Origin of the sequence: Jannaschia formosa (assembly GCF_003340555.1) — a bacterium.
GTDB lineage: Bacteria > Pseudomonadota > Alphaproteobacteria > Rhodobacterales > Rhodobacteraceae > Jannaschia > Jannaschia formosa.
In genome coordinates, this window is the sequence record NZ_QPLJ01000014.1 from 54,334 (window position 1) to 66,635 (window position 12,302).

The 12,302-nt window shown below is 72.4% G+C and carries 10 protein-coding genes and 1 tRNA gene; 5 read left to right on the forward strand and 6 right to left on the reverse strand.

The features are described 5' to 3' along the window. Positions 1 to 37: 37 nt before the first annotated feature. The 3 genes from DR046_RS14615 to carA form a co-directional block, all read right to left on the reverse strand. The gene (locus DR046_RS14615) at positions 38 to 1,243 is read right to left on the reverse strand and encodes an MFS transporter (protein ID WP_115383138.1); all 1,206 of its coding nucleotides are present in this window, start codon (positions 1,241 to 1,243) and stop codon (positions 38 to 40) included. Between the two features lie 114 nt (positions 1,244 to 1,357). Continuing rightward, on the reverse strand, positions 1,358 to 3,409 hold the full coding sequence (locus DR046_RS14620) for a glycosyltransferase (protein ID WP_115383139.1): 2,052 nt from the start codon (positions 3,407 to 3,409) through the stop codon (positions 1,358 to 1,360). Positions 3,410 to 3,494: 85 nt separating this feature from the next. Then, the gene (carA, locus tag DR046_RS14625; protein ID WP_115383140.1) at positions 3,495 to 4,640 is read right to left on the reverse strand and encodes a glutamine-hydrolyzing carbamoyl-phosphate synthase small subunit; all 1,146 of its coding nucleotides are present in this window, start codon (positions 4,638 to 4,640) and stop codon (positions 3,495 to 3,497) included. Positions 4,641 to 4,790: 150 nt separating this feature from the next. Here carA and DR046_RS14630 point away from each other — a divergent pair, with 150 nt between their 5' ends. The 4 genes from DR046_RS14630 to DR046_RS14645 all read left to right on the forward strand — a co-directional run bounded on the left by DR046_RS14630 (position 4,791) and on the right by DR046_RS14645 (position 7,812). After that, positions 4,791 to 5,243, forward strand: coding sequence for a GatB/YqeY domain-containing protein (locus DR046_RS14630; protein ID WP_115383141.1), 453 nt, complete (start codon positions 4,791 to 4,793; stop codon positions 5,241 to 5,243). 83 nt (positions 5,244 to 5,326) lie between these two features. Continuing rightward, entirely contained in the window at positions 5,327 to 6,448 is a 1,122-nt protein-coding gene (locus DR046_RS14635) for an AI-2E family transporter (protein WP_115383142.1), read from the forward strand. Continuing rightward, positions 6,445 to 7,113 carry a P-loop NTPase family protein gene (locus DR046_RS14640; RefSeq protein ID WP_245190952.1) on the forward strand — a complete coding sequence of 223 codons (669 nt, stop codon included), beginning with the start codon at positions 6,445 to 6,447 and terminating at the stop codon, positions 7,111 to 7,113. The genes DR046_RS14635 and DR046_RS14640 overlap by 4 nt, the downstream gene beginning before the upstream one ends. A 162-nt stretch (positions 7,114 to 7,275) precedes the next feature. Continuing rightward, positions 7,276 to 7,812 carry a CIA30 family protein gene (locus DR046_RS14645; RefSeq protein ID WP_115383143.1) on the forward strand — a complete coding sequence of 179 codons (537 nt, stop codon included), beginning with the start codon at positions 7,276 to 7,278 and terminating at the stop codon, positions 7,810 to 7,812. A gap of 117 nt (positions 7,813 to 7,929) precedes the next feature. Here the strand turns inward: DR046_RS14645 and DR046_RS14650 are convergent, their stop codons facing one another. Next, a complete protein-coding gene (locus DR046_RS14650) occupies positions 7,930 to 8,949 on the reverse strand; it encodes an aldo/keto reductase (RefSeq protein ID WP_115383144.1) in 1,020 nt (339 codons plus the stop codon). A gap of 634 nt (positions 8,950 to 9,583) precedes the next feature. On the opposite strand from DR046_RS14650, the gene DR046_RS14655 reads away from it, so the two are divergent. After that, positions 9,584 to 9,660: transfer RNA gene (locus tag DR046_RS14655), tRNA-His, on the forward strand. On the opposite strand, the gene DR046_RS14660 is transcribed toward DR046_RS14655, so the two are convergent. Beyond that, on the reverse strand, positions 9,623 to 10,987 hold the full coding sequence (locus DR046_RS14660; RefSeq protein WP_245190953.1) for an ABC1 kinase family protein: 1,365 nt from the start codon (positions 10,985 to 10,987) through the stop codon (positions 9,623 to 9,625). The genes DR046_RS14655 and DR046_RS14660 overlap by 38 nt on opposite strands. Positions 10,988 to 11,100: 113 nt before the next feature. After that, complete coding sequence (locus tag DR046_RS14665; RefSeq protein WP_115383145.1) at positions 11,101 to 12,285, reverse strand: MalY/PatB family protein; 1,185 nt, start codon at positions 12,283 to 12,285, stop codon at positions 11,101 to 11,103. Positions 12,286 to 12,302 lie beyond the last annotated feature (17 nt).

Here is a 12,302-nt window from a genome sequence, read left to right on the forward strand (position 1 = left end):
GGCCGTAGGGGAAAGGTAGGAGATCGCGGCTGCCGTCTCAAGAGGGGCGCACGATCCCGTTCCAGTCCCGCCGGATCGCCGGAAGCCCGGCCAGCAGCGCGGCCAGCGCCAGCCCGACCAGCAGCGCGAAGGCCAGCCCGGCATCGGGCGGGTGGCCCAGCGCCGCCCCCGTGACGGTCGTCATCGCCGCCGCGATGCCCAGCACCATCGCGCCCGACAGCCCGGCCGCCGCGCCCACCAGCCGGCCGGGCACCGCCAGCGTCCCGACCGTCGCCGAGGCGAAGGTCAGGCCGTTGCCGACCCCGACCAGCGGCATCCAGACGAAGAAGGCGACCGGGCCCGAGGCGCCCAGCGCCCAGCCCGTCGCGGCGCCTGCCATGCCGACCAGCGTCACGATCCGCCCCGCGAGGATCAGCCGCGCCCCGGGATAGTGGCGGCTGAGCCGCGTGGTCAGGAAGCTGCCCAGCATGAAGCCCACCGGCGGCACCCCGAGGCAGAGGCCCAGCAGCGCCTCGGACATGCCCCAAACCTCGGAGGCGAAGGCCGCCGCCGAGGTGAGGAAGGCGAAGAACACCCCCGAGGAGAGACCCATGCAGAGCGTGTAGGACCAGAACGACCCGTCCCGCAGCAGCGCGGGGTAGGACCGGACCTGCGCGACGATGCCCCGGCCTTCCAGCGGCGCGGTCTCGGGCAGGGCGCGGGCGCACCAGACCAGCAGGGCGAGGCCCACGACGGTGAAGACCCAGAAGGTGGCGCGCCAGCCGAAGGCGCCGTCGAGCAGGCCGCCGACCATCGGCGACAGCATGGGGCCCAACGCCAGCGTGATGCCGATCGTCCCCAGCATCGCCGCCGCCTCGTGCGGGGGCGCCGTGTCGCGCACGATCGCCCGCGCCAGCACGTTGGCCGAGATCACCGCCGCCTGCAGGATCCGGCAGGCCATGAAGATCGCGAAGTTCGGCGCCAGCGCGCAGCCCAGCGAGGCGATCACGAACAGGCCCAGCGAGACGAGGATCACCGGCCTGCGTCCGTAGAGGTCCGAGAGCGGCCCGACGACCACCTGCAACGCGGCCGTGGTGAACATGTAGGCCGAGACGACGAGGCTGGCCGCGCCGAAGCCAAGCTCGAAGCTGCTCGCCAGGTTGCCCAGCGAGGGCAGCACCATGTTCAGCGTCATGATCGAACTGGTGGCGAGCGCGACAAGCAGGGCGAGGGGCGGCGCGGATGGGGGCGGCGGAGTGGACATTCCGCTCAGTTATGCCGGTTCCGCAGGAAGCTTAATCCCCTATTCGCTCCGCCCGTGCGGGCGGGGCGTCCCCGTGCGCGACCGGCCCTTCCTCATGGTCGAGCGGCGGGCGCGTCAGGTCGCCCGGCTGCGGTCGAGCGGGACGGCCAGACCGTTGTGCAGCGCGTCGATCTCCTCGGCGGCGCGCGCGCCCCCGTAGGCGCCGTGGGCGGTCTTGTCCCAGTGGAACGGGCGCAGGACGATCTCGGCCAGCGCCTTCCAGACCGCGATCGAGGCGAGCGGGAAATAGGCCTCCATCGTCGGAACCCAGCGGCGCAGATGCCGGTGATGCGGCGCGGCGCAGCCCGCCGCCCCCAGCGCCATATTGGCGAGCATGATCGAGAGGTAGAACAGCCACAGCAGCCAGGCCTGCCCCTCCGGCAGCCAGGCGAGGATCGGATGCGCGACGCCGAAGGCGATCACCGCCGTCGACCACATCACCGGCGCCAGCAGCGCGTTCAGCACCGCGCCGCCGAACAGCAGATGGAAGCCCAGGACGCGCTTCGTCCCCAGATCGCGCCAGAGCCGCGCCGGATGGCGCGCATGCACCGCCCAGGTCAGGACATAGCCCTTCATCCAGCGCGACCGCTGGCGGATCCATCCGAGGGGATGGGCATTCGCCTCCTCCAGAGTGGTCGTGTCGAGGATCTCGGTGCGGAAGCCGCGCCGCGCGAGGCGGATGCCGAGATCGGCGTCCTCGGTGACATTGTGGGCGTCCCAGGCGCCGATGGATTCGAGCGCCGCGCGCCGGAAGAACAGCGTGGTGCCGCCCAGCGGCACCACCAGGCCGAGGCGCGCGATGCCGGGCAGGACCAGCCGGAACCAGTTGGCGTAGTCGATCGTGAAGCAGCGCGACAGCCAGTTGCGCGTAGGGTTGTAGTAGTCGAGCAGCCCCTGCAGACAGGCGACGTCGGGCGGTGCCGTGCGGAAGCGGGCGGCGACGCGGCGCAGCTGGTCGGGCGCGGGCGCGTCCTCGGCGTCCCAGACGCCGACGATCGAGCCGCGCGCGAAGGTCAGCGCGTAGTTGAGCGCCCGCGGCTTGGTGCGGGGCTGGCCGTCGGGCACGGGGATCACCCGCATCCAGGGAGGCAGGCCGGCGGCGGCCAGCGCGGCGCGGGTCGTGACGTCCCCGGCCTCGACCGCCAGGATGACGTCCAGCCGCTCCCGCGGGTAGTCGATGCGCGACAGCCGCGCGGTCAGGGCGGGCGCGATGGCCGGCTCGTCGTGGAGCGGGACCAGCATCGAGATCGTCGGCAGGTGCCGCGCCGCCCCACGCGCGGGACGGACCGAGACGAAGGCGCCCCCCTCCCGCCGCGCCCGGCGCATCGCCAGCCCGGCGGCGAGCCGGAGCCCGGTGTTGCAGACCAGCACGACGACGCCCACCGCCGTGGCCCAGCGCAGCGCCGCCGCCGGCTGCGCCAGCACCAGCGCCAGCAGCGCGATCAGCCCCAGAGCCAGCATCGTCGCGCCGCCCCGCGCGGTCAGGCTCCGACAGCTCTCGCCGCGGGCGACGCGGCATTCCGCGGCGCGCGCCAGGGCCGCGCCGTGAAGCTGGCCCAGCCGCGCGTCGAACTCTGTATCCGAGACGATGGCGAAGAGGCACGGGCCATAGCAGTCCGGCAGCGCCGCGCGGAGCGGGTCGATCCGGTCGGGGCGGGTGACGGCGATCAGGCTGCGCCCGCCGACGCGCGCCCAGGGCAGGGCGCGATGGGCCAGCACCGTGCGCAGGGGCAGCCGCGCGGCCCAGGCGTCCAGCCCCGGCTGGTCGGAGGGGACGGGGCCGACCTCGCCCATGCCGTAGCGCGCGCCGCGCGCCCGGGTGACGCGCGCCTCGGTGACCTGCCCGGTCCGGACCAGCAGCGCGGCGAGATCGACATTGGTTTCGCCCAGCGCCAGCCGGGCGCGGGCCAGCGCCGTATCCGACAGCGCCTTCTGGGCTTCCAGCACGCTGGCGAGCGAGGGTCGGCGCGCCGGGGGCGTCTCCGGCGCCGTGGGGCGGGCCAAGACGTTGGGGCGGCGCGGCTCGGCCGGGAAGGAGAAGACCGCCCGCTTGCCCGCGTCGCCGGTGGGCGCGTCATTTGGCGGCCCGGAGGGACCGCGGGGGGCGGTGAAGGACGGCGAGGACATGGGCGCCCTGCGGTTGAGACGGCGCCACTATCCCGCGAGCAGGGTTAACCGCCGGTTAACGCCCCCGGTTCAAAAGGTGGAAGCGTCAGCCCTTCGCCGCCGCCATCGCCGCGGCGAACTCGTCGAACAGGTAGGCGCTGTCATGCGGCCCCGGACTCGCCTCCGGGTGGTACTGGACCGAGAAGACCGGCCTGCCCGACAGCCGGATCCCGCAATTCGACCCGTCAAACAGCGAGACATGCGTCTCCTCCACGCCCGCGGGCAGGCTCTGGGCATCGACGGTGAAGCCGTGGTTCATCGAGGTGATCTCCACCTTGCCGTCGGCGCGCCGCTGGACCGGGTGGTTGGCGCCGTGATGGCCGTGGTTCATCTTCACCGTGCGCGCGCCCAGCGCCATGGCCAGCATCTGGTGGCCGAGGCAGATCCCGAAGACCGGCAGCCCGCTCTCGACCATCTCGCGGATGGCGGGCACGGCGTATTCGCCGGTCGCCGCCGGGTCGCCCGGTCCGTTTGACAGGAACAGGCCGTCGGGTTCCAGCGCCTTGATATCCTCGGCGGTGGCGGTCGCGGGCAGGACGGTCACGTCGCAGCCGACATGGGCGAGCGATCGCAGGATGTTGCGCTTGGCGCCGTAGTCGATGGCGACGACCTTGAACTTCGGCGCATCGAGCGTGCCGAACCCGTCGGGCCAGGCCCATTTCGTCTCGGACCAGCGATAGGACTGCGCGGTCGTCACCTCGCGCGCCAGGTCCATCCCCTCCAGCCCCCGGAAGGCGCGGGCCTGCCGGACCAGATCCTCGATGTCGAACCTGCCATCCGGGTCGTGGGCCAGCGCGACATGCGGCGCACCCTGCTGGCGGATGGCGCGGGTCAGGCGGCGGGTGTCGACGCCGCCCATCCCGATCCGGCCGCGCGCGGCCAGCCAGTCCTCCAGATCGCGGGTGGCGCGCCAGTTCGACGGCTCGGTCGGATCCCACTTCACGACCATGCCGGCGGCGACCGGGTCGGCCGTCTCGTCGTCCTCGGGGGTGATGCCGGTATTGCCGATATGCGGGAAGGTGAAGGTCACGACCTGCCCCGCATAGGAGGGGTCGGTCATGATTTCCTGATAGCCGGTCATCGCGGTGTTGAAGCACAGCTCCGCCACCGCCGTGCCGGCCGCGCCGAAGCCTCGGCCGAGGAAGATCGTCCCGTCGGCGAGGGCGAGGCAGGCGGTCGGGGTCTTGGCCATGGTCGGATCCTGTAGGCAGCGGGCGGGCAAACGCCCCCGCGTTTAGGAGCGTGGCCCGGGGGCGTCAAGGCGCCGCCGCCTCGCGGAGATTGCGGGCCGGGCGCGCTTCGGGTAAGGCGGCGTTTCGATCCGCGTCATGAAGGACGATCCATGGAACTGCGCGACAGGCTGAATTCCGGGCTCAAGGCCGCGATGCGCGACAAGGACGCGCTGCGTCTGGGTACGCTGCGGCTGATCAACGCCGCGATCAAGGACCAGGACATCGCGCTTCGGCCGCAGTCGCAGACGGTGGGCAATGCCGAGATCACCGCGATCCTCGCGAAGATGGTCAAGCAGCGGCTCGAAAGCGCCCGCGCCTACGAGGAGGCCGGCCGGCTGGAGCTCGCCCAGCAGGAGCAGGACGAGATCAAGGTCATTGAGGAGTTCCTGCCCCGGCAGCTCTCCGAGACCGAGGTCGAGGCCGCCGTCTCCGGCGCCATCTCCGAGACCGGCGCGAGCAGCCTGCGCGACATGGGCCGCGTGATGGCGGTGCTGAAGGACCGGCATCCGGGGCAGATGGATTTCGGCAAGGTCGGTCCGATGGTGAAGGCACGGCTGGCCTGAGGCCCGCGGCGGGTGCGCCCGCCGGGCTTGCGTCCCGTTCCGAACGTCGCCATCTCCTTGCGGGGACCACGGAGGACAGGGTCATGGCGCTGCCGGTTCGGCAACAGGTGACGTATTGGGGGCTGGCGGCGGTAGCCTTCCTCGCCATCCTCTGGGTGCTGGGCCCCATCCTCCTTCCCTTCCTCGTCGGCGGCGCCATCGCCTACATCCTCGACCCGCTTGCCGACCGGCTGGAGCGGCTCGGCCTGCCGCGCTGGGCCGCGACGGCGGCGATCACGCTGGTCGCCGTCATGGGGCTCGTCCTGCTCGTGGCCTTCGTCATCCCGACCCTGATCCAGCAGGCCTCCGCGCTGGTGCGCGCCGCCCCGGACTACTTCGAGGCGCTGCGCGACTGGCTCACCCTGCGCTTCCCGGACCTCGTCGAGGAAGGGGGCATCGTCCGCACCGGCCTGGCCGACCTGGGCGAGACCCTGCGCGCCCGCGGCGGAGAGCTGGCGCAGCAGCTGGTCGCGGGTGTCTTCGGCGTCGTCAACGCGCTGCTCTTCATCGTCGTCGTGCCGGTCGTGGCCTTCTACCTGCTGCTCGACTGGGACGACATGATCGCCCGCCTCGACGAGATGCTGCCGCGCGACCATGTCCAGACGATCCGCGCCCTCGCGCGCGAGGTGGACGACACGCTCGCCTCCTTCGTGCGCGGGCAGGGGACGGTCTGCCTGATCCTCGGCACCTTCTACTCGGTCGCGCTGATGGCGGTGGGCCTGCAGTTCGGACTGGTCGTCGGCGCGGTCGCGGGGCTCATCACCTTCATCCCCTATGTCGGGGCGCTGGTGGGCGGCGGGCTCGCCATCGGGCTCGCGCTGTTCCAGTTCTGGGGCGAGTGGACCTCGATCGGCATTGTCGCCGCGATCTTCGTCGCGGGCCAGTTCCTCGAAGGCAACGTCCTGACCCCCAAGCTGGTCGGGGACAGCGTCGGGCTGCACCCCGTCTGGCTTCTGTTCGCGCTGTCGGTCTTCGGGTCGATCTACGGCTTCGTCGGCATGCTGGTCGCCGTCCCGGTGGCGGCGGTGCTGGGCGTGCTGACGCGCTTCATGATCCGGAACTACAAGGAGAGCCTGCTCTATCTCGGCCAGGACGTCCCGCCCGACCCCCAGGCCGACCTGCCGCCCTCCGCGCCTCGCGCCGAGACGAGGGACGCTGCCGAGTGACCCCGCGCCAGACCGCCATCGACCTGCCGCGGCTCAACGCGCGCGGGCGCGCGGACTTCATGTCCTCGCCCGCCAACGAGACGGCGCTGGCGCTCGTCGACCGTTGGCCGGACTGGCCCGACGGGCGGCTGGCGCTGACCGGTCCCGAGGGCGCGGGCAAGTCCCATCTCGCCGCGGCCTGGGCCGAGACCGCGGTCGCCCGGCTCGTTGCCGCGCAGGCTCTGCGCGTCGCCGACGTGCCCGCCCTGGCCGAGGCGCCCGTGGCCGTCGAGGATGTGGACCGCGCCCTGTCCGACGAGGCGGAGCGCGCGCTCTTCCACCTCTGGAACGCGCTGGCCGCGGCCGGCCAGGGCCTGCTCGTGACCGGCCGCCGGGCGCCGTCCGACTGGGGCGTGCGGCTGCCGGACCTCGCCTCGCGGCTCGCCTCGCTGACGCCCGCCCGGCTGGGCGAGCCGGACGAGGCGCTCCTGCAGGCGGTGCTGCTGAAGCTCTTCGCCGACCGCCAGATCGCGCCGCGCCCGGCGCTGGTGCAGTATCTCCTGCCGCGCATGGAGCGCAGCTTCGCCGCCGCCCACAGCCTCGTCGACCGGCTCGACAGCGAGGCACTGGCCCAGGGGCGCGAGGTCGACGTCCCGGTGGCGCGGCGCCTGCTCGAGGGCGGCTAGCCCGACGCACCGGTGCGAGCGCCCGCGCCCGGCGCTCTAATGCCGGACCTGGCGCTTCGCGAAGCCAGACCCCCGACCGGGCCGCCTCTCAGGTGCCGACCCGCCCGGACATCCGGCCCCGACGGCCATCGACCCGTCCGGCAGGCGGGCTAGCTCCGCCCCATGACCCGCCGCGACCTCCTCACCTTCGCCGCCGTCTCGACCCGGCCGGGCGCCGTGCCCGCCGCCGAGGCGACGACACCCCTCGCGCTCGACTGGGGCTACGTGGCCGACGGCGTGATGGGCGGCGTCTCGACCGGACGGATGACGCGCGAGACCCTGGCGGGGGTCGACGCCACCCGCCTCACCGGAGATGTCTCGACGGAGAACGACGGCGGCTTCATCCAGCTCGCCGCCGACCTGCCCGACGGCTCGGACCCCGCCGCCTGGGCGGGGCTGGAGATCGACGTGCTCGGCAACGGCGAAGGCTACGACCTCCGCCTGCGCACCACGGCCCTGACCCGGCCGTGGCAGAGCTTCCGCCTCGCCTTCGACGCGTCGCCCGAATGGCGCACCCTCCGCGCTCCTTGGTCCGCCTTCGCGCCTCACCGGACCGAAGCCGCGTTCGACCCGGCCCAGCTCCGCCGCCTCGGCATCCTCGCCGTCGGCCGGGCCTTCAAGGCGGACATCGCGGTGGGCGCCCTGCGCCTCTGGCGCTGACCCCCAGGATCGTCTCGAACCGCGCGTCCCTTCCTGTGGCCGAAAATACTCCGGGGTCCGGGGCGGAGCCCCGGCGCCCGACCCGTGCACCGCAGCAGGCGGCCGCGCGCCAACGGTCTAATAGGGCGCCGGATGCGCCCGATGCAACTCGTCGATGGCCGCGACAAGCTCCTCCGACAGATCCATGCCGGCGGCCTTCAGCCCGTGCTCCAGCTGCGCCACCGTCGTCGCGCCGAGGATCGCCGAACAGACGAAGGGCCGGGTCTGCAGCCAGGCCAGCGCCATGTGGACCGGGTCCAGCCCATGCTCCCGGGCGAGGTCGAGATAGGCCGCCACGGTCGGCTCCACCCGCTCGGACCAGCGCCCGCCCAGCCCCTCGTTGATCGACCTGCGTGACCCCTCGGGGATCGCGCCGCCCTGGTACTTGCCCGTCAGAAGCCCGGTGGCGAGCGGCGAGAAGGCCAGCATCGTGACCTGGTCGTGATGCATCAGTTCGGCCAGGTCGGTATCGGCGAGGCGGCAGAGCAGCGAGTATTCGTTCTGCACCGCGACGGGCCGCGCGCCGCCATCCCCGGCGAGCCGCAGCCATTGCGCGAGCCCCCAGGTGGTCTCGTTCGACAGGCCGAAGGCGCGGATCGTGCCGCGCGCGACCTCCCTCTCCAGGGCGCCCGTGCAGTCGGCGAGGTTCTGCAGGATCGCGTCGCGGTCCCCCTCGGGCCGGTAGCTCCAGTTCTGGCGGAAGTGATAGGAGCCGCGATTGGGCCAGTGCAGCTGGTAGAGGTCGATGGTCTCGGACTGCAGGCGCTTCAGACTGCCCTCGATGGCGGCGGGAATGGTCTCGGCGGTGATCTGGCCTGCATAGCCGCCGGGCCCCAGATGCTTCGTCGCCAGCCGCAGCCGCCCGGCCCCGCCCTGCGCGCACCAGCGGCCGACGATCTGCTCGGTCAGGCCGAGCGTCTCCTTCGTGACGGGGTTGACGGGATACATCTCGGCGGTGTCGAGCCAGGTCACGCCGGCCTCGGCAGCCATGTCCATCTGCCGGTGAGCATCGGCCTCGGATGTCTGCGTGCCGAAGGTCATGGTGCCGAGCATGATCTCGGAGATGCTGTCGTTCGGGCCCAGGGGGACGATGCGCATGCGGTGCCTCGGAAGGTTGCGGTCGCGCGCACAGTAGGGGTCTCGCGCCCGAGGTAAACCCGCCGTCAGCCCCGGGGCGCCAGGGGGCGCCCCCCTGACCCCCGTCGAGTGCCGGAACGCCTGCGAGGCGGCCGATGCGCCCGGCCCGACGGCGCTGCGCGGCCGATCCCGGCTTGCCGGCGCGCGCTGGGGGCAGGGGCCTTCCGGACGGAAAATACCTTCAACGACTCGCGCGAGTCGGAGCCGCCGCGATCGGGAAACGAGCGTCCTCCCACGGGAGCGCAGAAGCGGAACCCGTCGCGCCCGGCTCCGAGCGCCGGGGGACGCCCCCGGACCCCCGGCCGCAGGCTGGGCGCTCTGCCGCGTCGGGACGCGCCCGGTCGGGAACAAGCTTGCGTATCCCGGACACCGCCACGTCAGCAGGGCGCACGGATTGTCCGGAGCTCGACCGGGATCGGATGGTGCGGCGTCCTCGCGCGTCGCGGGGCCAGCCTGGGCCGGGTCTCGGGGCCGCCGGACGTCGGCGCCGGTCTCCGCGACTTGATCTGCCGCTTCGGGGGCGGCGGAAATCGGACGTCTGCTCCCCGCTCGGGGCCTTGCGCCCCTGGCGCGGCTTCGTTATGGCCGGACCCGTGCCGGCGTAGCTCAGTTGGTTAGAGCGCCTGATTGTGGATCAGGAGGTCCCCCGTTCGAGCCGGGGCGCTGGTACCATCCCCCTCCGCAGATGCGGGCTCAACAGGGCCGCGACGTCCACCCGGGCGCGCAGCTTCGTGCAGATCAGGAACAGCCCCGCGATCTTGCGCTGCAGGAACAGCGCGTCGACCGGCAGGGGCGGGGGGACGAAGCCGCTCTCGGCCAGGGCCATGCCGTCGCGCTGCAGCTGCCGTGACAATGTCGGATCGGCGAAATCGTAGCTGCCGGCGCGCAGCGGCGCGAAGACCGTCTCCATCATCCCGAGGATATGCGCCGCGTCCGCGGGCCGCACGGTGTCGTCTAGGAACCCGATCCCGCGCGCCGCGACCTCCAGCGCCGCCGCGTCGCCCGCAAGCCCGGCGCCGAGCAACTCGCCGTAGAGCGCGACCGTCCGTGGCCCCAGCGCCCGCGTCGCCCCGAAGTCGAGCAGCGCGATCCGGCCCCCGTCCGGCTCGACACGGTAGTTGGCAAGGTTCGGGTCGGTCTGCATCAGCCCGAACTCGAACAGCTCCCGGAAGAGCAGGTCGAGCAGCGCGCCCGCCGCCGCGTCCCGCGCCGCCTGCGGCGCCGTCTCGAGCGTCTCCAGCGGACGGCTGTCGAGATAGGACATCGTCAGCACGCGCCCCGTCGTCCAGTCCTCGTGCCGCTCGGGCACGACGAAGCGGGAATCGCTGGCGAGCAGACCGGCGAAGCGCGCCATATGCGCTCCCTCCGCCCCGTAATCGGTCTCGGCATGGAGCTGCAGCCGCGCCTCCTCGACGTAAGGACCGAGGTCGAACCCCTTCGGGACGAGGCCCGACATCCGGACCAGCGCCGCGACATTCGCCACGTCGCTGTCGATGCTGCGGGCGACGCCGGGATACTGCACTTTCACCGCCACGTCGCGCCCGTCCTTCAGCCGGGCGCGGTGGACCTGGCCGATCGACGCCGCCGCGATCGGCCGCACGTCGAACCGCGCGAAGTGCCGCAGCCAGTCCGACGGCCACTCGGCCGCCAGCGCGCGCTTGAGCTGCGCGGGCGGCATGAAATCGGCCTCGGCCCGCAACCGGGCCATGATCTGCGCCAGCTCGGGCGGCAGCATCTCGCCGGTGTCCATCGACAGCAGCTGCCCCATCTTCATCGCCGCTCCGCGCATCCGCGCCAGCTCGTCGGCGATGCGCCGCAGATTGGCGGGCGTCAGCAGCAGCTCGCGCGAAACGGGGCGCCGGCCGCGCGCCAGCTCTGCGGCACCGCCCGCCGCCATCGCCCCCGCCACGCCGAGCGTCATGCGCCCCAGCCGCCCCATCCGGCTCAGCCGGCCCGAGGGCACGGCGACGGGCTTTCCGAAATCGGGCGTGTCGGGCAAGGCAGGCTCCTCCGGGCGGGTGCCGGAGAACTAGGCCTGCGCGCGACCGAACCCAGAGGAGGCGCGGCGTAAAGGCGCGGTCATTGCCGAGTCCGGGGCGATTGGCATGGCCCCTATTGCAGGTCGCCGAACGCCCTCTGCATCCGCGCCACCGCCTCCTCGACCCGGGCGCGGGGCGTGGCGATGTTGAACCGCAGGAAGCTGTCGCCGCCCTTGCCGAAGGTCGGCCCGTGGTTGACGGCGATCTTCGCCTCCTTTTCGACCCGGGCGGTGAAGTCCTCGCGCGGCAGGCCGGTGTTCTCGAAATCGACCCAGCTCAGATAGGTCGCCTCCAGCGGGACGGAGCGCAGGCCGGGGATCGCGCCGATGCCTTCGTCGAACAGCTTCCGGTTGCCGTCGAGATAGACCATCAGGTCGTCGACCCAGGCCGCGCCCTCGGGCGAGTAGGCGGCCATCGTCATGAACAGCCCGAAGGAGTTGGGCGAGAGCCCGAGCCCCAGCATCTTCTGCGCGAACTGCGCCCGCAGCCGCTCGTCATGGACGATGACCTGGCCCGTGTGCGAGCCGGCGATGTTGAAGGTCTTCGTCGGCGCCGTCAGCATCACCAGCCGGTCGGCGATGCCCTCGATCCGCGCCATGGGGATATGGGCCTGGCCCGGATAGGCCAGATCGTGGTGGATCTCGTCCGAGACGAGGGTCAGGTCGTGCCGCTTCGCCAGCGCGGCGAAGCCCTCCAGCTCGTCGCGCGTCCAGACCCGGCCGTTCGGGTTGTGCGGCGAGCAGAGGATCGCCATCGTCGCGCCCTCGCGCGCGATCACCTCGTCCCAGGCGTCGAAGTCCGGGGTGTAGCGCCCGTCCTCGTAGGCAAGCTCGCATTCGACGACGCGGCGCCCGTTGCCGCGGATCACCTTGGCGAAGGCGTGGTAGACCGGGGTGAACAGGACGACCCCGTCCCCCGGCGCGGTCCAGGTATCGACGCAGAGCGCGGTGCCGTTGACCAGCCCGTGGGTGGTGAAGATCGCGTCACGGTCCACCTCCCAGCCGTGCCGCTCCTTCATCCACCAGCGGATCGCGTCGCGATAGGGGACGTCATTGCCGAAATAGCCGAAGATCCCGTGCTCGGCCTGCTTCTGCACCGCCTCGATCACGCAGTTCGGCGGGCGGAAGTCCATGTCCGCGACCCACATCGCCAGCCCGTCCTCGGGCGAGACGCCGTAGATCGTCTCCATCCCGTCCCACTTGACGCAATGGCTGCCGCGGCGGTCGATGATCTGGTCGAAACGGGGATCGGCGGTCATGGGGCTCTCCTGCGCTT

Bases quoted from the DNA above. Each gene is read 5' to 3' on its own strand.
- DR046_RS14615 (WP_115383138.1), bottom strand. From the start codon at position 1,243: ATGTCCACTCCGCCGCCCCCATCCGCGCCGCCCCTCGCCCTGCTTGTC.
- DR046_RS14620 (WP_115383139.1), bottom strand. From the start codon at position 3,409: ATGTCCTCGCCGTCCTTCACCGCCCCCCGCGGTCCCTCCGGGCCGCCA.
- carA (WP_115383140.1), bottom strand. From the start codon at position 4,640: ATGGCCAAGACCCCGACCGCCTGCCTCGCCCTCGCCGACGGGACGATC.
- DR046_RS14630 (WP_115383141.1), top strand. From the start codon at position 4,791: ATGGAACTGCGCGACAGGCTGAATTCCGGGCTCAAGGCCGCGATGCGC.
- DR046_RS14635 (WP_115383142.1), top strand. From the start codon at position 5,327: ATGGCGCTGCCGGTTCGGCAACAGGTGACGTATTGGGGGCTGGCGGCG.
- DR046_RS14645 (WP_115383143.1), top strand. From the start codon at position 7,276: ATGACCCGCCGCGACCTCCTCACCTTCGCCGCCGTCTCGACCCGGCCG.
- DR046_RS14650 (WP_115383144.1), bottom strand. From the start codon at position 8,949: ATGCGCATCGTCCCCCTGGGCCCGAACGACAGCATCTCCGAGATCATG.
- DR046_RS14665 (WP_115383145.1), bottom strand. From the start codon at position 12,285: ATGACCGCCGATCCCCGTTTCGACCAGATCATCGACCGCCGCGGCAGC.